A 20529-nucleotide genomic window follows, 5' to 3' on the forward strand; every position below is an offset into this window, starting at 1 on the left:
CCGCCGCGCGGGGATGTCAGCTCAGGACCAGCTCAGATCCGTCCGGCTGATCGGCAGCGAGCGCACGCGTTTGCCGGTGGCGGCGAAGATCGCGTTGCACACAGCGGGCGCGAGCGGCGGGAGTGCCGGTTCTCCCAGGCCGGTCGTCGGATGGTCCGTGCGATGGAAATGGACCTCAATCTTCGCGGGCGTATCCGGCATCCGGATCATCGGGTAATCGTGGAAATTGCTCTGCACGATCCGGCCGCGCTCGATGGTGAGATCCTGGAAGAGCGCCGCGCCGAGTCCGTCGACGATCGAGCCCTCGACCTGGTTCTCCGCACCGCTGAGGTTCACGATCTGCGAGCCGACGTCGCAGACGCAGACGACGCGATCGACCTTGAGCGTGCCGTCGCGGCTGACGGTGATCTCCGCGACCTGGGCGACGTAACCGCGATGGCTGAAGTGAAATGCGAGCCCCTGGCCTTGGCCGCGCGGAAGCTTTTTGCCCCAACCGGCTTTTTCGGCCGCGAGTTTCACCACGGTGCGCATGCGGCCGGCGTCGTAGGTCTGGCCGCGCGGGCCGGTGCCGGGCACGACGTCGCGATCGCCGAGCAACGCGAGTTGAAACTCGAGCGGATCGCGCTTTGCCGCGTGCGCGAGCTCGTCTATGAAACTCTGAAACACCCACGCGAGCGAGCAGCTGCCGGGCGCGCGCCACCAGCCCATGGGCGTGACGGTCTCGAGGATCGTCATACCGCTGTGGAAGTGGGGCACCCAGCGTCCCGGAAACTCGTCGCCGCTCAGCGCCCCGCCGGAGCCCGGCGTTTCGGTCGTGTTGCCGAAGGTGACGAAATGATTGCGCCAGGCCTCGACCGCGCCGTTCGCGTTGAGACCGGCCTTGAGGAAATGGAAACCGCCGGGGCGATAGGCGTCGTGACGAAGGTCGTCCTCGCGGCTCCAGGTGAGTTTCACCGGCGCGTCGACGCGCTGCGCGATCGCGGCTGCTTCGATCATGAAATCGGCTTCGAGCCGCCGGCCGAAACCGCCGCCGACGCGCGTGACGTGGATCTTCACCTTGTCGGGTTTCACACCGAGGGTCTTTTCGATGAGACCGAGGCCGGCGCCGGGATTCTGGGTCGGCGACCAGATCTCGAAACCACCATCTTTGAACCACGCGGTGGTGTTCTGCGGCTCGAGGTTGGCGTGCGAGATAAATGGATACGAATAGGAGGCCTCGACAACCTGCGCCGCGCGGGCGAGGGCGGCCTCGGCATCGCCGTCCTTGCGCAGCTCGACGGCGGGCGCTTTCGGACCGAGCGCCTCGGCCTGCGCGATATAGTCGTCCCAGTTTTGCGAGGCGCCCTTGCCCTCATCCCACGTCACGCGCAGCCGCTGCCGCGCGCTGAAGGCGGCCCACGTGGAGTTGGCCACGATGGCGACGCCGGGCATCAAGCCCCTCACCTCGGAGGTGCCCTCGATGACAAACGCGTCGCGGACACCCGGAAGCGTTTTGATGCGGTCGAGATTGGCGCTGACGACCTTGCCGCCGAAGACGGGACATTTCTCGTAAACCGCGTAGAGCATCCCGGGCAGTTTCACGTCGATGCCGAAGAGAGGCTGGCCGGTGACGATCTTGCGGTTGTCGACGCCGGTGATGCGTTTGCCCAGGAGCTTGTAGTCGGCGGGATCTTTCAACGTGACCGATTTCTCGTCGGGCACGGGCAGCGTCGCGGCTTTCGCGACGAGTTCGCGATAGGCGAGCGTGCGTCCGCTGCTGCGATGATGGATCGCGCCCTCGGCGGCGGAACATTCGCTCTCCGGGACGCCCCACGTCCGGGCGGCGGCGGCGATGAGCATCGTGCGCGCGGTCGCGCCGGCGCGGCGGAAAACGTCGTAGTGATTCGGCGTCGAAGTGCTGCCGCCGGCGCCATACCACGGCTGGCTGTATTGCGGCGTGACGGGCGCCTGCTCGATCGTGACGTCCTGCCAGTTCACTTCGAGCTCCTCGGCGATGACCATCGGCAGCGAGGTTTTGATGCCCTGGCCGATCTCGGGCACCTTGGAGAAAATCGTGACCGCGCCGTCCGGCGAAATACGCAGGAAGGCGTTGGGCGCGAAATCGCCGGTGGCGGCTTCGGCCGTTTCGACGCCGAACGCGCGGCTCGCGGAGCGCAGATAGAAACCGAGCATCAGTCCGCCCCCGGCGAGCGCGGATAATTTCAGGAAACTGCGCCGGTCGAGCGCGACATCGAGGCGGGGAGTGGACGTGTTCATGACGCGACCTCCTTGCCGGTGGCGATGTCGGCGGCACGGCGAATGCCCTGACGAATCCGGTAATACGTGGCGCAGCGGCAAAGATTGCCCGCCATGGCGTCGTTGATGTCGGAGTCGGAAGGCTGCGGATTGCGTTTCAACAACGCGGCAGCGGTCAAGATCTGACCGGCCTGGCAGTAGCCGCACTGCGCAACATCGAGCTCGACCCACGCTTGCTGGAGCGGATGCAGGGGCCCGGCCTCGGCGGCGAGTCCTTCGATGGTGGTGATTTGCATACCGGTCGCGGTGGAAACCGGCGTGAGGCAGGAGCGGGTGGGGACGCCGTCGAGATGCACGGTGCAGGCGCCGCACTGGCCGATGCCGCAACCGAACTTGGTGCCAACGAGATCGAGGTGGTCGCGCAGGACCCACAACAGCGGAGTGTCGGCGGCGACCTCCACGGTGCGCGCCTGACCGTTAACCTGAAGCGTGTATTTGGGCATGGCCGGGAGAGGGGGGAAAGCGGGCGGCGGGTGCTGGGCCGGCTGACGTGACCGGTGCGGAAAAGTTGCGTTCCGGGCGCAGCGTGTCGCGTAAAAAAAGACGGAGCGCGAGGGCGCTCCGTCGAGGGCGGTAAAGTCAGAGGTTTGCGGGCGGGCGTGGCGCCGCCGAAAGTCTCAAACCGGGCTGCGCGTGCGGTTCGCGCTGCGGGCGGCGACCCATTCGACGATCGCGTTGTCGTCGTTCTGAAGTCGCCAGACCAGGCTGAGGAATTCCGCCGGCAGGATGTCGTGCGCTTTCAGGAAGCGCCGATCGCCGCCGCAGCAATACATCAGCGACGCCGGCAACTCGCCGCGGAGCTTGGCTTTCGCCTTCGGGATGATGCGCGGGAGCCATTCGATGCCGCGCACCGCGTCGGTTTTCGCCGGCAGCTTCGATTCGTCGAGCACGACCGCGGACGGACGACCGTTTTGCGCGTTCAGGAAATAGTCGCGCCGCACGAGCTCGATGCCCAGCGCGTGTTCGAAACCGGGTTCGCCGTCGTAGCCGTTGTGATCCTCGGCATAATCGTAAAGGTGCTGCGCGGTGATGCCGTTGGCGGCGAGGAACGCGCGCTGTTCGGCGTCGAAGAACGTGTCCGCGCCGCGCTGGCCCTTGGCGTAGAGCGCGACCGCGCGGTCGTAGAGTTTCCGAAACTGGGCCGGGAAGTTGTAGTGAGCCATGGCGATGGGAAGTGGAAAGGCCAATGGACGCGAAGCGGCGAGAATTTCAAGCGCGAGCCGCAGACGCGGGGCTCACGCGGGGCGGAAATCGATGAGGCGTTTGAAGCGATCGACGCGCTCGACGACGACCTCGAGCCGGTCGTTGATCGCGAACCGGCGTTTCCGCCGCCGGCCGGTGAGCATCGTCTGCGCGTTGTTCAACGTGTAGTGGTCGTCGGTCAGCGTCGCCAGGGAAACAAAGCCGAAGGTCATCGATTCGATGAGCTCGACGAAGAAGCCGTTTTGCCGGACGTCGGTGATGACGGCGGCGAAGCGCGTCTTGGTCTTCTTCTCGAGTTCGCGTTCGAAGAACTCGAGGAGCTTGATCTTCACGCTCTCCCGCTCGGCCTCGGCGCTGTTGATTTCGGTGAGGCTGAGGTGTTCGCCGAGGCTTTCGACGTGGCCGAGATTGTAGTGCGTCTGGCCGTGGGCGGGCCGGTGGCCCTCGTGCTTCGCGAGGTAGGAATCGAAGACGCGATGGACCACGAGATCCGCGTATCGACGGATCGGAGACGTGAAATGCGTGTAGTCCTTTTTGTTCAGCCCGTAGTGACCGTCGGGCGTGGCGCGGTAGGCGGCTTTTTTCAAACTGCGCAGCAATTGCGTGCGCAACGTGTAGCCCTGCGGATGCGTGCTGAGCGTGGCGAGCAGCTTGATGACTTCCTGCCGCCGCGTGAGATCGCCGGCGTGGATGTCGAAGCTTTCGAGCAGCTGCTGCAATTCCTCGAGTTTCTCGGGATCGGGTTCGTCGTGGACGCGGTAGAGCGACGGCAGCGAACGCGTGCGCGTGAGGCGCGCGACGGCCTCGTTGGCCGCGAGCATGAACTCTTCGATCAACTGGTGGCTCTCGTCGTGCTCGACCTTTTCGAGCCGGTCGGCGTAGCCCTGCTCGTCGACGTAGATCTTCGTTTCCGGCATCTCGAGATCGAGGCTGCCGTGGGCGAAACGGTCGCGACGGAGCCGGCTGGCGATTCTCCAGAGCCCGCGTATCCAGGTTTGCAGGTCGACGAGCTCGAGATCGGTCAATGAGGAAAGCGCGCGCCCGGTCGAGCCGGTCTGGTGTTTCGCCGGCAGCGGCAGCGCGCGGATACGATCCAGATCGTTCTCGAAAAGCAGCGCGTAGGCTTGTTTGTAGGTGAGGCGCTTGCGGCTGCGGATGACGGTGTTGGCGAATCTGGTTTCTTTCAGACGGCCGTTTTTTCCGAAGGTAAGAAACACCGCTTTGCACAGACGATCCTGGCCCTCGACGAGCGAGCAGAGACCGTTGGAGAGCTTTTCCGGCAGCATCGGGATCACCACGCCGACGAGGTAGGTCGAGTTGCCGCGCCGCTGCGCTTCGCGATCGAGCGCCGAGCCGGCGCGCACGTAGGAGGAAACGTCGGCGATGTGCACGCCGACGCGGACGTCGCCGCGTTCGAGCACCTCGTAGGAAAGCGCGTCGTCGAAATCCTTCGCGTCGTCCGGATCGATCGTGAAGACCGACGACTCGCGGTAGTCGAGCCGGTGCGCGAGTTCGCGTGGATGAACTTCGTTCGGCAGCATCGCGGCCTCGCGTTCCACGTCGGCCGGGAAGCTCGTCGCGAGATTGAACTTCTCGAAAATGCCGAGGAGTTCGGCGCGCGGTTCGTGAGTGCGGCCGAGGCGGTTGACGATCTCGCCGGTGATGCGGTCGCGGCGGTGTTTCCAGTCGTGGAGTTGGACGACGACCTTGTCGCCCGGCTCCGGGACGGGCTTCAATCGCGAGGTCGCCGGATCGGCCACGTAGATCTCGTAGACGAAACGCGGATCGTCGGGGATGACGACGAAGTCGCGGCCGCTGCGACGCAGGTCGCCGACGATGTTCTCGCGTCCGCGCTCGAGCACGCGTTCGACGCCGCCGATTTTCTCGCCGGCGCGTTTGCCGCGTCGGCCGGCGTGGATACGCACGACCACGCGATCGCCTGGCAACGCCGTGTCGGTGTCTTCCGCAAAAATCTGGATCGGCGGCTCGCTCGGCTCCGGCACGTCGCTGTCGCGTTTCTCCGGGATGACAAACGCCGAACCGCCGGCGCGAAACTGGATGCGGCCGAGCACTTCGTCGCGACCGAGCCGGCGCGGGGCCGCGGGTTTCGCCGGCGTCGCCGCGATCGGGAGCGGAGCGGAAGTCGTCGTCGCGCTGGCAGGCGTGGCCGCGCGTCGCCGCGTGGGCGTGAAGATGGGGCGGCCACCGGGCGCCGTGGGAACGTCCGGCGAAGCGTCGCCGCGGCGGCCGGCCGTGCTTTTGCCGGCGGACGGTTTGCCAGGACGGGAGGTCGCGGTTTCGCCGGACGCGATCCGGGCACCGTGTCGTTTCGCCAGTCCGTTGGAGAGCAGGAGCCTGATCTCGTGCGCGAGCGAGGCGCGACGCTTCGTCGGCAGGCCCAACTGACGGAGCAGCTCGGTTTCGGTGGAAGGCGAGTAGTGGGGCTCGCGCAGGAGGGCGAGCAGGCGATCGCGAAGAGTCATGTGATAATTCCGAGGCGAAGCGCGCAGGCAGTGCTTTCGGATTGGCCAGACCAAAGACCGCCGCCTAGATTGTCGCGATGAAAATCGTCCACGTGGCCAGTGAATTGTTCCCCTACGTCAAAACCGGCGGGTTGGCTGACGCGGCGAGCTCATTGGCGGGCGCGTTGGCGGACAACGGTCACGACATCTCGGTTTTTCTGCCGGGGTATCGGGCGGCACTGGAACACAAGCACGCGGCGAATGCGGAGCGCCGGCTGCGCCTGAAGATCGAGATGGGCTCGCAGTTCCTCACGGGGGACGTGCGGGTATTTTCGCCGCGGAAGAATCTCACGGTTTACCTGATCTGCCGCGAAGAATTCTTCGATCGCCGCGGGCTCTACGGCAACGGCGAGCGCGACTTCGAGGACAATGCGGATCGCTTCATCTTCTTTTGCAAAGGCGTGGTGGAGACGCTGCGGCTGGCCGACATGCAGGCCGATGTCGTCCATGCGCACGACTGGCAGACGGCGTTGCTGCCGGTGCTGCTGCGCGACACGGAGCGGCGGCAGGGCCTGACGCTCGCGGTGCGCACCGTTTTCACGATCCACAACATCGCCTTTCAGGGCGTGTTTCCGCGCGCGACCTTCGCGCGGACGAACCTGCCGGACGAGTTGAACACGGTCGACGGGCTCGAGTATTACGAGCAGATCAGCTTCATGAAGGCGGGCATCCTTTTCGCCGATCGCGTGACCACGGTCAGTCCGCGCTACGCGCAGGAGATCCAGACGCCGGAGTTCGGTTGCGGGCTCGATGGCGTCGTGCAGACGCGCAGCGACGACCTGATCGGTTTGCTCAACGGCGTGGATACGGCGGTCTGGAATCCGGCGAGCGATCCGCTGCTGCCGGTGCGCTATGCGGCGGGCAACATGGCTGGCAAGCAGGCGTGCCGCGAGAAGCTGCTGCAGGAGGCCGGGATGGATCCTGCATTTGCGGGACCGGTGTTCGGCATGGTGTGCCGGTTGACCGAGCAGAAGGGCGTCGATCTGGTGCTCGCGAACCAGGAGTTCTTCCTGAAGGAAAACTGTCGCTTCGTGATCCTCGGGTCCGGCGAACGCCGGTATGAGGAGGCGGTGCGCGCCTTCGTCGCGCGCTCGGGCGGACGCGTGTCGCTGACCGCGAAACTCGACGAAGCCATGAGCCATCTGATCGAGGCCGGCAGCGATTTCTTCGTGATGCCGTCGCTGTTCGAACCCTGCGGACTCAACCAGATGTATTCACAATTGTATGGCACGGTGCCGATCGTCAGCCGCGTGGGCGGGCTGGTCGACACCGTGACCGACGTGGATGCGGAGCCCCAGACCGGGACGGGCCTGATGTGCGATCCGAACGCGGTCTCGCTGCGCGATGCGCTCGAGCGGGCGTTGAAACTTCATGCGGACAAGCCGCGCTACCAGGCGACGCAGCAGCGCGGAATGGCGCGTAACTTCAGCTGGAAAGTCGCATCAGCCGCTTACGAGACGCTGTATCGAGAATCGCTCTGAGCGGCGGCGTCGCGATCGAACCGAGTCGTTTCGCCTGCCGTCACGATGAGCGCGACGATCGTCTGGTTTCGGCACGACCTGCGGTTGCGGGACAACCCGGCGCTGCACGCTGCAGTGGCGCGCGGCTTGCCCGTCATCCCCGTCTTCATCCTCGATGGCGCCGGCGAAGGCCGCTGGGCGCCCGGCGGGGCCTCGTGCTGGTGGCTGCACCGCTCGCTGGCGGCGCTGGATGAAGCGCTGCGCGAGCGAGGTTCGCGGCTGATTCTGCGGCGAGGCGGGGCGGAGGCCCTGGCCGCGTTACTACGCGAGACGAAGGCGTCGGCGGTGTATTGGAATCGTCGTTACGAACCCGCGATCGTGAGCCGGGACGGCGAAATCAAAACCTCGCTCGCCGCCGCCGGGGTGGACGCGCGGAGTTTCAACGGCGCGCTGCTGCACGAGCCGCACACGATTCAGAACCGCCAGGGACGGCCGTTTCAGGTGTTCTCGCCGTATTGGCGGCATTGCCTGACGTTGCGGGTGGAGCCGCCGCTGAAATTGAGTGCGGCGACGTGGCCCGCGCCCGCGGCGTGGCCGCGCTCGCTGTCGCTCGAAGAACTGGAGCTGCAGCCGAAGATCGGGTGGGACGAAGGCCTGCGCGAAACCTGGGAGCCGGGCGAGGCGGCGGCGAGGAAGCGGCTGGCAGCGTTTTGTGCGCGAGCGCTCGACGATTATGCGACGCAGCGCGACCGACCCGCCGAAGCGGGCACGTCGCGGCTTTCGGCCGCGCTGCATTTCGGCGAGCTCTCGCCGCGGCAGATCTGGGCTGCGATCAAGGCGCGAGCGAAGGAGTCCGGCGTATTTCCGCCGAGCAACGGCGCGCGGGTGTTCCTGACCGAGCTGGGCTGGCGCGAATTCGCGCATCACCTGCTTTTCCATTTCCCTCCAACCGCCGAAGCGCCGCTGCGGCCGGAGTTCGCGCGGTTTCCGTGGGCGGACGATCCGGGCGGCGTGAAATTACGAGCATGGCAGCGGGGGCGCACCGGTTACCCGATCGTCGACGCGGGCCTGCGCGAACTCTGGCGGACGGGCTGGATGCACAACCGCGTGCGGATGATTGTCGCCTCGTTTCTGGTGAAACACCTGCGCCTGAACTGGACGCACGGCGCGGCGTGGTTTTGGGACACGCTCGTCGACGCCGATCTCGCGAACAACACGCTCGGCTGGCAATGGAGCGCGGGCTGCGGAGCGGATGCAGCGCCGTATTTCCGCATCTTTGCGCCGGTGCTGCAGGGACAGAAATTCGATGCCGATGGGGCGTATGTGCGGCGGTGGCTTCCGGAACTCGCGCGTTTGCCGGCGAAGCATATCCACGCGCCTTGGACGGCTCCCGCCGAGATGCTGGCGGCGGCGGGCGTGACGCTGGGGGAAAATTACCCGCGTCCGATCGTCGATCACGCCAAGGCGCGGGCGGAGGCGCTGGCGGCATTCCAGGAGTTGCGGTCGGCGAAGATCGGCGGACGTTGAGCCGAGCAGCGAACGTGCGGACGATGAACGACGATCAATCGACGAGCGGCGGGCTGGAAACGGTGGTGATTGCGGGTGCGTCCGGTTTGATCGGACGCGCTCTGGTGTCGGCGTTGGAGAAATCCGGGAAACGCGTGGTGCGCCTGGTGCGTCGCGCGCCCGGGGCAGGCGAGGCGCGGTGGGACCCGGCGGCGGGCGAGCTTGCTCCGCGCGTGCTCGCGGGCGCGACCGCGGTCGTGAATCTTTCCGGTGAAAATATCGGACATCGCTGGACCGCGCCGCGGCGCGAGGCGATCCGGAGCAGCCGGATTGAGGCGACGCGCACGCTGGTGACGGCGCTGCGCGCGGCGTCGCCGCGGCCCGCGGTGCTCGTGAACGCATCGGCGGTGGGTTTTTACGGCGACCGCGGCGAGGAGATCGTCGACGAACATTCGACAGCGGGCACAGGCTTTCTCGCGGAGGTCTGTGCGGCGTGGGAAACCGAGGCGCGGGCGGCGGAAGCGCTCGGCGTGCGGGTCGCGATGCTGCGGTTTGGCACGGTGTTGACGCGCGATGGCGGCGCGCTCGCCCAAATGCTGCCGCTGTTTCGGCTCGGGCTCGGCGGACGACTCGGTTCCGGGCGGCAGTGGATGAGTTGGGTAGCGTTGCACGATCTCGTGCGCGCGGTCGCGTGGGTCATGGCGGATGCCGGGTGCACGGGCGCTTTCAATGTTGTGGCGCCCGAGCCGGTGCGAAATGCCGATTTCACACGGGCGCTGGCTCGCAGTCTGCACCGGCCGGCGCTGTTGCCGGCGCCGGCGTGGGCGTTGCGCGCGGTGTTGGGCGGAATGGCCGACGAGGCGCTGCTCGCAAGCACGCGGGCCGTGCCACGGCGGCTGGAGGAGAGTGGGTTTCGCTTTGAAGAGCCAACGCTCGCCGCGGCGTTGCGAGAGAGTGTGAGCGGCGAGTGATCCGCGTGGCGGAGTTTCCGGAAGCGAGCGCCGGGTTTTCCCGGCCGCCTTTAGGCTAGCCAAATGGAAGGCCAAGCCTACGTTGGGCCCTTCGTATGCAGAAAACGTTCATTATCTTTAAGCCCGATTGCATGGAGAAGCGTGTCGTCGGCACGGTGCTCAGTCGCTTCGAAGCCGAGGGCTTCGACGTGATCGGCTGCAAGATGACGCGCCTCACGCCGGCGTTGTTGCGCGAGCACTACGCGCACGTCGCGAGCAAGCCGTTCTATCCCGAGATCGAGCAGTTCATGAGCTCGCGTCCGGTGATCGTCATGGCGCTCCAGGGCGAAAACATCGTGCAACGCGTGCGCGATCTGCTCGGCCCGACCGATTCGCGCAAGGCCGCGAAGGGCACGATTCGCGGCGACTTCGGCACCGAGATGATGAAGAACGTGGTGCACGCGTCCGACAGCGACGAGAACGCCAAGGCCGAACTCGCCCGCTTCTTCAAACCCGAAGAGCTGTTCGCCTAAGACACTTTCTCCCAAAGCCCGGCCGCGCGCCGGGTTTTTTTTGCCTGTATTCGGCGGAGAAAACTGCGGTTTTGCGTCGGGCGCGGCAGCGTGTTTCGCTGGTCGACGTGAAACCCCGATCCCTGCTGTTTTGTTTTCTGGCCCTCAATATCCTTCCGCTCGGCGCCGTGCTCCAGGCTGCGACCGACAATAATGCGACGACGGCGGACGCCGAAGATCGCTTCGAAATTCCCGCGACGGACGACGGTCTTCCCGGATCCGGTCCGATCCGGCGCTACGACTGGTTTCGCAATCTCTGGCGCGAGCGACGCAGCACGTGGGCGCAAAATGTGAAGAAGGATCAGGGCGCGCTGGTGTTCCTCGGCGACTCGATCACGCAGGGCTGGGGCGACGTCGGCAGTATTTTCCCAGGTGTGAAAATAGCCAATCGCGGTATCAGCGGTGACACGACACGGGGCGTGTTGATCCGCCTGCAGGAGGACGTGATCGCGCTGAATCCGGCGGGCGTCGTGTTGCTGATCGGCACGAACGATCTCGAGGAATGGGGCTCGCCCGAAATCGCAGCGGGCAACGTGAAATTGATCGTCGCCGCGCTGAAGGCGCACAATCCCGCGATGCCGATCGTGCTCTGCCGCGTGATGCCGAGCTCGCTGACGATGCGCCGGCCCGCGACGCAGATTCGCAAGATGAACGATCTCTACACCGCGGCCGTGGGCGCCGAGCCGCAGGTCACGATCGTCGACACCTATTCGCTGTTCGCCACGCAGCAGGGCGATGCGCCGGCGGACGAGTTTCCCGATTTGCTCCATCCGAACGCGGCCGGCTACGCGCGCTGGGCCAAGGCGCTGCGGCCCACGCTGGAAACACTCGGGCTCGTGCCCGCGTGGCCCGACGATTTTACGCCGGAGCCGGGGTTCGTCAGCCTGTTCAACGGTCGCGATTTCGCCGGGTGGACCTACCCGGACGGAGCGGCATTCGAGGCCAAACCCGCGACCCCGGACCGGCGCTTTATCGCGGCGAACGGACGGCTGGTCGTGAACGCCGCGCACGGTCCTGAAGGTATCCGGAAACTGATTACGGCGCAGACCTTTCCGCGTGACTTCGCGCTGCGCTTCGAGTTTCGCGCGAGTCCGAATGCCGACAGCGGCGCCTACATCCGCGGCGTGCAGCTGCAGGTCCGCGACTATCCGCTGGCGGGGCCGTTCCGCCAGTTGCAGAACTATCGCCCCTACGATTGGAACGAAGTCGTGGTGACGGTGAAGGGCGGTTTGGCCCACGCCACCTGCAACGGCGAGGTGCTCGTCGATGCGATGGCGGTCCCGGCGGACGGCGCGATCGGCTTCGAAAGCGATCGCGGACAGGTCGAGTATCGCCGGATCCGCGTGCAGGAACTGCGTTAAGCCATCACGCCGGCGAATCTGCCAAGCGGCGCTCGGCAGCGCGGCCGAGCTCGAGCAGTTGGGAGATGCGATCGGCGTCGTAAACGCAACCGCTCCAGCTGCCGCCGCTCGCATCCTGAAGCGCGGCCCAGAGCCGCGTGTCAGCCGGCACGCGTTCGTCGCGGCGCAGATCAGGATGGATCGGCCGCGCGAGGAATTCGGCGGCGGTCGGTCCGATCACATCGATCGCACCCTCGAGCGAATTCGTGTCGATCCGCACGCGGATCAGATCGCCGTTGCGCACGCGTCCGATCGGACCGCCGGCCCAGGCTTCCGGACTCGCGTGACCGATGCACGCGCCGGTGGACACGCCGGAGAAACGCCCGTCGGTGATGAGCGCGATTCGCGAACCGTCCTTCACATATTTGAGCGCCGACGTGATCTGATACGTTTCCGGCATACCGCAGCCCGGGCCGATGCCGATCAGGACCATGATGTCGCCGGCTTTGACCGAGCCGCTCTTGATTGCGGCGATCGCGTGCGCCTCGCTGGTGAACACCCGCGCCGGACCTTCGTGGAGGTAAACGCCATCCGCACCGATGCGCTCGGGCGCGATGGCGGTGCTTTTGACGAGCGCGCCCTCGGGCGCGAGGTTGCCGCGGAGAAACGTGATCGTACTGGTGAGCCCGCGCTCGCGCGCGCGCGGCGGCGGGAGGATCACGTCGAGCGGATCGATGCCATCGAGCTCGGTTAACTTGGCGCGCAAGCGACGGCGTCGTTCGCTGGTCTCCCACCACGCGAGATTCTCGCCAAGTGTGCGGCCGGTGACCGTGCGGGCGTCGAGTCGCAGTAGATCCAGGTCGCGAAGATGAAGCATCGCTTCCGGCACGCCGCCGGCCAGGAATACCTGCACGGTTGCGAAATGGCGCGGACCGTTCGGCAGCGCATCGACGAGCCGGGGAACGGCGCGATTGATGTGCGCCCAATCGTCGACCGTTGGGCGGCGCACACCGGCGGCGTGCGCGATCGCGGGCACGTGCAACACGAGATTGGTCGACCCGCCGAACGCGGCGTGCACGACCATGGCGTTATGAATTGAATCCTCGGTGAGCAGATCGCGCGTGACGACGCCCGCGGCGTCGAGCGCCATCAGCGCCGTTGCAGAGCGTCGGGCAAGGTCGCGCCAGATCTCGGAGCCGGACGGACTCAGCGCCGCGTGGGGCAAGGCGAGCCCGAGCGCTTCGGCGACGACCTGGGAGGTCGCCGCGGTGCCCATGAACTGGCAGCCGCCGCCCGGCGAACCGCACGCGCGGCAGCCCATCTCGGCGGCGTAATCGAGGGAGATTTCGTCGCGCGCGAAACGCGTGGCGAGCGTTTGCACCTTGCCGGTGTCCTCGGCCTCCTCGGCGAGCAGCGTGACGCCGCCGGGCACGAGCACCGTCGGAAGATCCGGCGTGCCCGCGAGCGCCATCAACATCGCGGGCAGACCCTTGTCGCACGTCGCCACGCCCAGCACGCCGCGCCGTGTGGGGAGCGAGCGTATCAGCCGGCGTAGGACAATCGCGGCGTCGTTGCGATACGGCAGGCTGTCGAGCATGCCGGCGGTGCCGTTGGTGCGGCCGTCGCACGGATCGCTGACATAGCCGGCGAACGGCACGGCGCCGGCGGCGGAAAACGTGCGCGCGGCTTCCTCCATCAGCAGGCCGACCTCCCAGTGGCCCGTGTGATAACCAAGAGCGACCGGCGTGCCGTCGGGCGCGCGGATGCCGCCCTGCGTGCTGAGGACGAGAAACTGTCGGCCGAGCAGCTGGCGCGGGTCCCAGCCCATGCCGGCATTTTGCGTCCAACCGAACAGCTCGCCGCTGCTCATCGCGCGCAGCCGCTCCGCGGTGACCGGCAGTTTGCCGGTGGGACCGGGCGCGGTGGTGCGCAGCGTGTAGATCGCGTCGTTGCCGGAATCGAAGATCGCGTCGCTCATGCGCTGGGGCGGTCGAAAGGTGAATGGCTGGACGGTCGTGCTCAGGTCCGGCGCACCGGCTCGCGCGTGGGAACGTTGTTCACCAGCCGGAGCAGGCCGAGCGGATTGGCGTCCTGCAACTCAGCCGGCAGCAGCCCGTCCGGATAACCTTGGTAGCAAACCGGACGCGCGAAACGCAGGATCGCAGCGGTGCCGACCGACGTGAAACGAACGTCCGTGGTTGCTGGATACGGTCCGCCGTGATTCATCGCGGCGCACACTTCGACTCCGGTGGGAAATCCGTTCAAGAGCACGCGACCGGCTTTTTGTTCGAGTGTCGCCAGCAGCGGACGGGCGTTCTCCAAGTCTTCGGGCGTGCCGTGAACCGTTGCGGTGAGCTGGCCCTCCAGGGCCGAAGCGCAGGCGGCGAGCTGTTCCGCGGAGTCGGCGAGCACCACGAGCGTGAACGGACCGAACGCTTCGGTGGCGAGCTCGGGATGAGCGAGGAAGTTTTCGGCGGTCGTGCTCGCGACGCTGGCGTGCATGGCGGCGGCGGCACCGGCCGGAGCGGCGGGGCTTTGCGCGACGAGGGACACGCCGGGAATAGCGGTGATGGTGTCGCGATGACGCGCGAAGGCGTCGCGAATGCCGGCCGTCAGCATGGTGCCGCACGGCGCGGCCCGCACGGCTTGCGCGAGCGCCGAAAGCAGCGCGTCCGTGTGGGAGCTGCGTTGGGCAAACACGAGTCCCGGTTTGGTGCAGAACTGGCCGACGCCGAGCGTGAACGAGCCGAGCAATCCTTGCGCGAGCGCGGGGCCGCGGGTTTCGACGGCGCCGGCGAGCAGGAATACCGGATTGACGCTGCTCATCTCCGCGAAAACGGGAATGGGATGCGGACGCGAGACGGCGGCGTCGAACAGCGCGCGACCCGCGGTGTGCGAGCCGGTAAAACCGACCGCAGTCGTCGCGGGGTGTTTTACCAGGGCGATCCCGATGGTCGCGCCGTCGCCGTGCAGCAGCGAGAAAAGCCCTGGAGGCAATCCGCAGTTCGCGATCGCGCGGGTGATCGCGCCGGCGACGAGCTCGGACGTGCCGGGATGCGCGGGATGGGCTTTTACGACGACCGGGCAACCGGCCGCGAGGGCCGACGCCGTGTCGCCGCCGGCCACGGAGAAGGCGAGCGGGAAATTGCTCGCGCCAAACACGACCACCGGACCGAGCGGACGCAGCATCCGGCGCAGGTCGGGTCGCGGCAGCGGCTGACGATCGGGCAACGCCGGATCGATGCGCGCATCGACCCACGAACCCTCGCGCACGAGTTGCGCGAAAAGCCGCAACTGGCCGCACGTGCGGGCGCGTTCGCCGGTGAGGCGGGCGAGCGGCAGGCCGGTTTCGGCGACCGCGCGCTCCAGCAGAGCATCGCCGAGCGCTTCGATTTCGGTGGCGATCGCTTCGAGCAGGTGCGCGCGATCAGCGCCGGAAAGTTCGCGATAACGGCCGAACGCCTGGGCGGCGGCGTTCATGGCGGCGTCGACGTCGGCCAGTGAGGCGGAATGAAAATCGGGCGCGAGCGTTTCGCCGGTCGCGGGATTGGCGGCGCGGGAAATCGCACCGCCCGTGGGGCCGGGTTGTCCAGCCAGGAAGCTTCGTCCGTGCAGAGTCATGGGATCAGGCGACGGTGTTGATCAAGGTGCCGACGGGCTCGAGCGTGATACGAATCTCGTCGCGCGGTTGGAGGGTGAACGAGTCGGGCGGCACGATGCCGGTGCCGGTCATGAGATAGCAGCCGTGCGGAAAACTCTGATCGCGGAAAAGCCATTCGGCCAGCGACGGCAGCGGGCGCTTGATCCGGCCGACGGTCGTTTCTCCGGCAAACACGTCCGTGTCCGCGCGCCGGATACACAAACGGATCGCGGTGTCGGCCGACGGCAGCTCGGCGGAGAGGACGAGGCCGGGACCGATCGCGGCGCTGCGGTCGTAAACCTTGGCTTGCGGCAGGTAGAGCGGATTTTCGCCCTCGATGTCGCGCGAACTCATGTCGTTGCCGATGGTGAAGCCGAAGATGCGTCCGCGGGCATCGATCGCGAGCGTGAGCTCGGGCTCGGGGACGTTCCATCTCGAGTCGGTGCGGATGCGGACCGTTTCGCCGGGACCGGCGGTGCGGTGCGGCGTGGATTTGAAGAACAGCTCCGGCCGGTCGGCGGCGTAAACGCGATCGTAGAAACTGCCACCGCCGGCGACCTTCGATTCCTCCATGCGCGCGGTCATGCTGCGGAGATAAGTGACGCCGGCGGCCCAGATTTCCTGATGGTCGATGGGAGCGCGGAGGGCGTTGCTGGCGGGTGCCTCGGTCGGTTGGCCGGTAGCGAAGGCGTGGGCGGCGAAAGCGAGCGGATCGTCGGCTTGGAAGAGGGCGCTGAGCGTGAACGACGTCGGCGCGAGGGCGAAGCGGCGGTCGGACTCGAGGACGAGACCGGAGCGGGTGGAAAACAGGCGGAGCGGGGGGCGCATGGGGATTGGGGAATGCGATCCACGTTGGCCGCCGCCGCGAGTTATTTCAGCCGCGAATTCTGTCGAACGTTGGACTGGGGGCGGTCGAGCCGGTCCGGGAACGAAACGACGCACAGAAACAGGATGCGAAACGGCGCGGCAGCGCTACGGCGACGACAGGTTTTTCGTTTCAAGGGTCCACTTCGAATCGCGGCTGAGTTCGCTGTTCTCGCCGACGAACATCCTGGCGGCGGCGGTTTCTCCTTTCAGTTGCCAATCGAGCCAGGCGAGCGCGACGCGGGTGAAGTCGCCGCCGTGGGGCTGGCCGTAGGTGCCGCCGTGCCCGACGTCGAGATTGGCCATCGCGATCGGCACATGATTCACGCGCGCGAAATCATCCATCGCGTTTTTGTAAGCGATATCGGAAGGCCCGCCCATGAGGTAGAGCACCGGCGCGTGGAACTGGCCGAGGACGTCCTTCGAGAGCGATGGCATGCCTTTCAACGCAGACGGCTCCGGGAGCACGCCGCTGTTGCACACAATGGTCGTGCGGATGCGGTGATCGCCTGAAATCTCGATCGCCTGCAGACCGCCGCAGGACATGCCCATGGCGGCGACCTGCGAGGTTTCGATTTTGCCGAAGTAACGGCTGTCGGGCACCGCGGCTTGCGCGAGGATCCAGTCGAGCGCGGCGATCAGCTGACGGGAGTGAGTGGGCTGCCGGGCGCGGTCGTCGCGGCTGTCGATCTGATCCAGCCGGCCGATCGCGAGGATGACGTATCCGTGCGAGGCGATCTCGTTGAGGAAATTCTTGTGCTCCTGCGTCGTGTTGGCGCACGCGCCGTTGCCCCACAGCAGGATCGGAAGTTTCGTGTCGCGACCAAACGCCGTGAGATCGCGCGGGCGAAAAACCGTCATGCCGGGCAACGTCGATTCCTCCGTGGCGATCGCGGAATAAGGACCGGTCCCACCGTTTTCGACGACGACGACTGCCGGTTGTTGCGCGTCGGTGTCGCTGTGCGCGGTTGCGAATGAGCGAAAAGCCTCGGCGAGGAACGGTGGATACAGCTGCGCCGGGGAAGCGACGGTTGAGGCATCGGTTCGGACCGTGGTGGGAGCCATGTGATCAGCCAACGACTGCGGCGCGGCGAAAACCTGAACGAACGAAGCCGCGAAGCAGAGAAACAGGCGACGGGGACGTTGGAGGGAGTGCATCGGTGAAATGGACGAACGAAGCGCCGTGTCGTTTATCTTAACCGCGGCTCACGCGGCGCGCGTGGAAGCCTGGCGGGAGAGCGCGGGCGCTTTTCGTTTTGGTCGGGTCCGAGACTGGGCGAAGGTGTGGAGCACCGTGGCATGACCGGGCGCCAGCTGCTCGACGCCGACGGCCTGCAGAGTCTGGTCGCTGAACCGGCGAAAAGCGAGAGTCGCGCGCGCGGAGCAGAACGGCAGGTCGTCGGGAACGGGGCGGATCGCAGCCATGGGGAGGGGCGGAGTTATTTCGACTCCGAAATAGACCGTCCGGAGGGTCAACGGGATTTCGAGCCGAGGAGGCCGTTGTAGTGGCGGCGACGATCGGCTTGTTCTCGCAACGTCGGAAAGATTCGGGGACGCGTTGCGGCCGGGAAACCGAAATCGCCAAAATAGATTTTCAACGTCCAATGAATAAGCCTTTGCGCCCTTACAGCCGGTGGCCGGAATGCGGCCATGCGTGCAGGCCCCCGAAATGCTTCTTCCCCCAGATTCGCTGGATATTTTCTACTCGCCGGGACCGTCGTCGCGTCGGTTCCGGTCGGACAACTGGCTGCGAAGGACGTTTCGCCAAACCTCTTCGTGACCGCGGCGCCTGCGAGTGCCATCTACCACGACGGATGGATCGACTTTAACAAAAATGGGGCGAAGGATCCCTATGAGGATCCGGCTCTCCCGCGAGCGGCGCGCATCGAAGACTTGTTGCGGAGCATGAGTCCGGATGAAAAGACGGCCCAGATGGTGACACTTTACGGCTATCCGCGCGTGGTGAAGGACGAGCTTCCGACGGCGGAGTGGAAAAACGCGTTTTGGAAGGACGGAATCGGTAACATTGACGAGCATGGCAACGGCCATTCCGGCTGGATCGAACGCTATAAAAACCTTCCCTTGGCGCGTTATGCATGGCCCTGGTCGCGACATGCCCAGGCTCGCAACGAGGTGCAGCGCTGGTTCGTTGAGCAAACGCGTCTCGGCATCCCGGTTGATTTCACGAACGAGGGAATCCGCGGCCTCGCGCACTCCAAAGCCACCAGTTTCCCGGCGCAACTCGGCGTGGCCAGTGCGTTCGATCGCGAACTGGTCAACGGCATTGGCCGCGCCACGGGCGCCGAGGCTCGCGCGCTCGGCTATACGAATGTCTATTCGCCGATCCTGGATCTGGCGCGCGATCCACGCTGGGGGCGCACGACGGAAACGTATGGCGAAGACCCGTTTCTCGCTGGTGAACTCGGCATGGCTCAGGTCCGCGGCCTGCAAGATGAACGCGTGGTCTCAACCCTGAAGCACTTCGCCGTCTACAGCGTAATGAAGGGGTCGCGCGACGGCGATGCCCGCGCCGACCCTCAGGTCTCCTGGCGCGAAGTCCAGACCACGCTGCTGTATCCGTTCCGCAAAGCGGTGCGTGACGCCGGCGCATTGGGCGTGATGGCGTCTTACAACGACTACGATGGCATCCCCGTGCAGGCCAGCCGTCAGTTCCTGACTGATATCCTCCGCAACGAATACGGCTTCAAAGGTTACGTGGTCTCCGACAGCGGCTCGGTCGAGCGCGTGCACTATCATCACCGGGTGGCTCCGACGGCGCTTGAGGCGGTGCGACAGTCGGTAGAGGCGGGACTAAACGTCCGAACGAATTTCACCGCCCCCGAGGATTACGGCCGCCTGTTGCGTCAGTTGGTCGCCGAGGGACGGCTTTCGATGGACGTGATCGATTCCCGGGTGCGAGACATTTTGCGCGTGAAATTCTGGCTGGGCCTTTTCGACCAGCCGTATGTCGCGGATCCGGCGGCGGCGGAGAACGTTGTCCGCTCGCCCAAGCATCTTGCGCTCGCCGCCCGTGCCGCCCGCGAGTCGATCGTGCTGCTAAAGAATGAGGGACAACTGCTGCCCCTGCGCGGCGATTTGAAAAAGATCCTGGTGGTGGGCCCGATGGCAGACGATGCGGTGGGCTGGTGGTCGCGCTACGGTCCACCGTGGATCGATTTCGTCACCCCGCTCGCCGGCCTGCGGCAGAAGCTCGGCCCGCAAGTCGAGGTGAGATACGCGAAAGGCTGCGACATCGTCGACGCGCGCTTTCCGGAGAGCGACGTGTTCAAGCTGCCGCCATCGGAAAAGGTAAAGGCGGGGATCGCCGAGGCGGTGGCCGCCGCGCGAGAGGCGGAAGTCGTGATCGCCGTGCTCGGTGAGGACGAACTCATCAGCCGCGAGGACGCTTCACGGATCAGCCTCGACCTGCCGGGATTTCAGGAAGACCTGCTCCGTGCGCTTCATGAGACGGGCAAACCGATCGTGCTCGTGCTGACCAACGGTCGGCCGCTTAGCATCAATTGGGCGCAACGCTTCGTGCCAGCGATCGTGGAGATGTGGTTTCCGGGCGAGCTGGGCGGCGCGGCGCTGGCCGACGTGTTGGTCGGCGACCACAATCCTTCCGGCAAACTGCCGATCACCTTTCCGAAATCCGTGGGACAGATCCCCTTCAACTTTCCCGCCAAACCGGGCTCGCAGGGCCGCGATGGCGGCCAGGTGCAAGGAGCGCTGTTCCCTTTTGGGCACGGCCTCAGTTATACGACTTTTCACTACGCGAATCTCCAAGTCGGACCCGAAACAATTGACGCGGAAGGCCGCGTCGAGGTGAGCTGTGAGGTCACCAATCGCGGAGACCGCGCCGGCGTTGAGATCGTCCAATTGTATTTGCGGGACGACTACAGCAGCGTGACCACCTACGACAAGATGCTGCGCGGGTTTGCGCGGCTGTCGCTAAAGCCGGGCGAGACCGCCACCGCCCGCTTCACGATCACGCCCGAGCATCTCGAGCTGTATGACCGCGCGGGCCACTGGACCGTCGAACCCGGGCGTTTCACCGTGATGATCGGCGCCTCGTCGGAGGACATCCGGCTGCAGGGGAACTTCACCGTGGCCGCGGATGACGGTTCCGTCCCCGAGGAGGAACCGGTGCGCGAGTCACAGCCGCTCACGATGTGAA

15 protein-coding genes are annotated in these 20529 nt (G+C 66.0%); 6 read left to right on the plus strand and 9 right to left on the minus strand.

The window, feature by feature from the left end; all coding sequences use genetic code 11:
• Positions 1-21: 21 nt before the first annotated feature.
• The 4 genes from AC6RV7_RS09080 to AC6RV7_RS09095 all read right to left on the minus strand — a co-directional run bounded on the left by AC6RV7_RS09080 (position 22) and on the right by AC6RV7_RS09095 (position 5981).
• A complete protein-coding gene (locus AC6RV7_RS09080; RefSeq protein ID WP_500093653.1) occupies positions 22-2256 on the minus strand; it encodes a xanthine dehydrogenase family protein molybdopterin-binding subunit in 2235 nt (744 codons plus the stop codon).
• Complete coding sequence (locus AC6RV7_RS09085; RefSeq protein WP_500093654.1) at positions 2253-2738, minus strand: (2Fe-2S)-binding protein; 486 nt, start codon at positions 2736-2738, stop codon at positions 2253-2255. The genes AC6RV7_RS09080 and AC6RV7_RS09085 overlap by 4 nt, the downstream gene beginning before the upstream one ends.
• Before the next feature lie 174 nt (positions 2739-2912).
• The gene (locus AC6RV7_RS09090; RefSeq protein ID WP_500093655.1) at positions 2913-3458 is read right to left on the minus strand and encodes a DUF5069 domain-containing protein; all 546 of its coding nucleotides are present in this window, start codon (positions 3456-3458) and stop codon (positions 2913-2915) included.
• 72 nt (positions 3459-3530) lie between these two features.
• Positions 3531-5981, minus strand: a complete 2451-nt coding sequence (locus AC6RV7_RS09095; RefSeq protein ID WP_500093656.1) for a ribonuclease R family protein — start codon at positions 5979-5981, stop codon at positions 3531-3533.
• A gap of 77 nt (positions 5982-6058) precedes the next feature.
• Between AC6RV7_RS09095 and glgA the strand changes: the two genes are divergently transcribed.
• From glgA to AC6RV7_RS09120, 5 genes are all read left to right on the plus strand, one after another.
• Positions 6059-7501: a glycogen synthase GlgA gene (glgA, locus tag AC6RV7_RS09100; RefSeq protein WP_500093657.1), complete on the plus strand. Its 1443-nt coding sequence runs from the start codon at positions 6059-6061 to the stop codon at positions 7499-7501.
• A 45-nt stretch (positions 7502-7546) separates the two neighbouring features.
• Positions 7547-9007 carry a cryptochrome/photolyase family protein gene (locus AC6RV7_RS09105; protein ID WP_500093658.1) on the plus strand — a complete coding sequence of 487 codons (1461 nt, stop codon included), beginning with the start codon at positions 7547-7549 and terminating at the stop codon, positions 9005-9007.
• Positions 9008-9030: 23 nt separating this feature from the next.
• Positions 9031-9957 carry a TIGR01777 family oxidoreductase gene (locus AC6RV7_RS09110; RefSeq protein ID WP_500093659.1) on the plus strand — a complete coding sequence of 309 codons (927 nt, stop codon included), beginning with the start codon at positions 9031-9033 and terminating at the stop codon, positions 9955-9957.
• A gap of 95 nt (positions 9958-10052) precedes the next feature.
• On the plus strand, positions 10053-10469 hold the full coding sequence (ndk, locus tag AC6RV7_RS09115) for a nucleoside-diphosphate kinase (RefSeq protein ID WP_500093660.1): 417 nt from the start codon (positions 10053-10055) through the stop codon (positions 10467-10469).
• 107 nt (positions 10470-10576) lie between these two features.
• Positions 10577-11869 (plus strand): GDSL-type esterase/lipase family protein, encoded by a 1293-nt coding sequence (locus AC6RV7_RS09120; RefSeq protein WP_500093661.1) that lies wholly within the window; start codon positions 10577-10579, stop codon positions 11867-11869.
• A 4-nt stretch (positions 11870-11873) separates the two neighbouring features.
• Here the strand turns inward: AC6RV7_RS09120 and AC6RV7_RS09125 are convergent, their stop codons facing one another.
• The 5 genes from AC6RV7_RS09125 to AC6RV7_RS09145 all read right to left on the minus strand — a co-directional run bounded on the left by AC6RV7_RS09125 (position 11874) and on the right by AC6RV7_RS09145 (position 17777).
• Entirely contained in the window at positions 11874-13826 is a 1953-nt protein-coding gene (locus AC6RV7_RS09125) for a YjhG/YagF family D-xylonate dehydratase (RefSeq protein WP_500093662.1), read from the minus strand.
• Positions 13827-13867: 41 nt separating this feature from the next.
• On the minus strand, positions 13868-15469 hold the full coding sequence (locus AC6RV7_RS09130) for an aldehyde dehydrogenase (NADP(+)) (RefSeq protein WP_500093663.1): 1602 nt from the start codon (positions 15467-15469) through the stop codon (positions 13868-13870).
• Between the two features lie 4 nt (positions 15470-15473).
• Complete coding sequence (locus AC6RV7_RS09135; protein ID WP_500093664.1) at positions 15474-16316, minus strand: fumarylacetoacetate hydrolase family protein; 843 nt, start codon at positions 16314-16316, stop codon at positions 15474-15476.
• Positions 16317-16460: 144 nt separating this feature from the next.
• Positions 16461-17510, minus strand: a complete 1050-nt coding sequence (locus tag AC6RV7_RS09140; RefSeq protein ID WP_500093665.1) for a poly(ethylene terephthalate) hydrolase family protein — start codon at positions 17508-17510, stop codon at positions 16461-16463.
• A 48-nt stretch (positions 17511-17558) separates the two neighbouring features.
• A complete protein-coding gene (locus AC6RV7_RS09145) occupies positions 17559-17777 on the minus strand; it encodes a hypothetical protein (protein ID WP_500093666.1) in 219 nt (72 codons plus the stop codon).
• Between the two features lie 480 nt (positions 17778-18257).
• On the opposite strand from AC6RV7_RS09145, the gene AC6RV7_RS09150 reads away from it, so the two are divergent.
• Positions 18258-20528, plus strand: coding sequence for a glycoside hydrolase family 3 N-terminal domain-containing protein (locus tag AC6RV7_RS09150; RefSeq protein WP_500093667.1), 2271 nt, complete (start codon positions 18258-18260; stop codon positions 20526-20528).
• The last annotated feature ends 1 nt before the right edge of the window (position 20529 follow it).

Source organism: Opitutus sp. sgz309028, from assembly GCF_059821195.1.

Bases quoted from the DNA above. Each gene is read 5' to 3' on its own strand.
- AC6RV7_RS09090 (WP_500093655.1), bottom strand. From the start codon at position 3,458: ATGGCTCACTACAACTTCCCGGCCCAGTTTCGGAAACTCTACGACCGC.
- AC6RV7_RS09125 (WP_500093662.1), bottom strand. From the start codon at position 13,826: ATGAGCGACGCGATCTTCGATTCCGGCAACGACGCGATCTACACGCTG.
- AC6RV7_RS09095 (WP_500093656.1), bottom strand. From the start codon at position 5,981: ATGACTCTTCGCGATCGCCTGCTCGCCCTCCTGCGCGAGCCCCACTAC.
- ndk (WP_500093660.1), top strand. From the start codon at position 10,053: ATGCAGAAAACGTTCATTATCTTTAAGCCCGATTGCATGGAGAAGCGT.
- glgA (WP_500093657.1), top strand. From the start codon at position 6,059: ATGAAAATCGTCCACGTGGCCAGTGAATTGTTCCCCTACGTCAAAACC.
- AC6RV7_RS09140 (WP_500093665.1), bottom strand. From the start codon at position 17,510: ATGCACTCCCTCCAACGTCCCCGTCGCCTGTTTCTCTGCTTCGCGGCT.
- AC6RV7_RS09105 (WP_500093658.1), top strand. From the start codon at position 7,547: ATGAGCGCGACGATCGTCTGGTTTCGGCACGACCTGCGGTTGCGGGAC.
- AC6RV7_RS09135 (WP_500093664.1), bottom strand. From the start codon at position 16,316: ATGCGCCCCCCGCTCCGCCTGTTTTCCACCCGCTCCGGTCTCGTCCTC.
- AC6RV7_RS09085 (WP_500093654.1), bottom strand. From the start codon at position 2,738: ATGCCCAAATACACGCTTCAGGTTAACGGTCAGGCGCGCACCGTGGAG.
- AC6RV7_RS09150 (WP_500093667.1), top strand. From the start codon at position 18,258: ATGAGTCCGGATGAAAAGACGGCCCAGATGGTGACACTTTACGGCTAT.
- AC6RV7_RS09110 (WP_500093659.1), top strand. From the start codon at position 9,031: ATGAACGACGATCAATCGACGAGCGGCGGGCTGGAAACGGTGGTGATT.
- AC6RV7_RS09130 (WP_500093663.1), bottom strand. From the start codon at position 15,469: ATGACTCTGCACGGACGAAGCTTCCTGGCTGGACAACCCGGCCCCACG.
- AC6RV7_RS09145 (WP_500093666.1), bottom strand. From the start codon at position 17,777: ATGGCTGCGATCCGCCCCGTTCCCGACGACCTGCCGTTCTGCTCCGCG.
- AC6RV7_RS09080 (WP_500093653.1), bottom strand. From the start codon at position 2,256: ATGAACACGTCCACTCCCCGCCTCGATGTCGCGCTCGACCGGCGCAGT.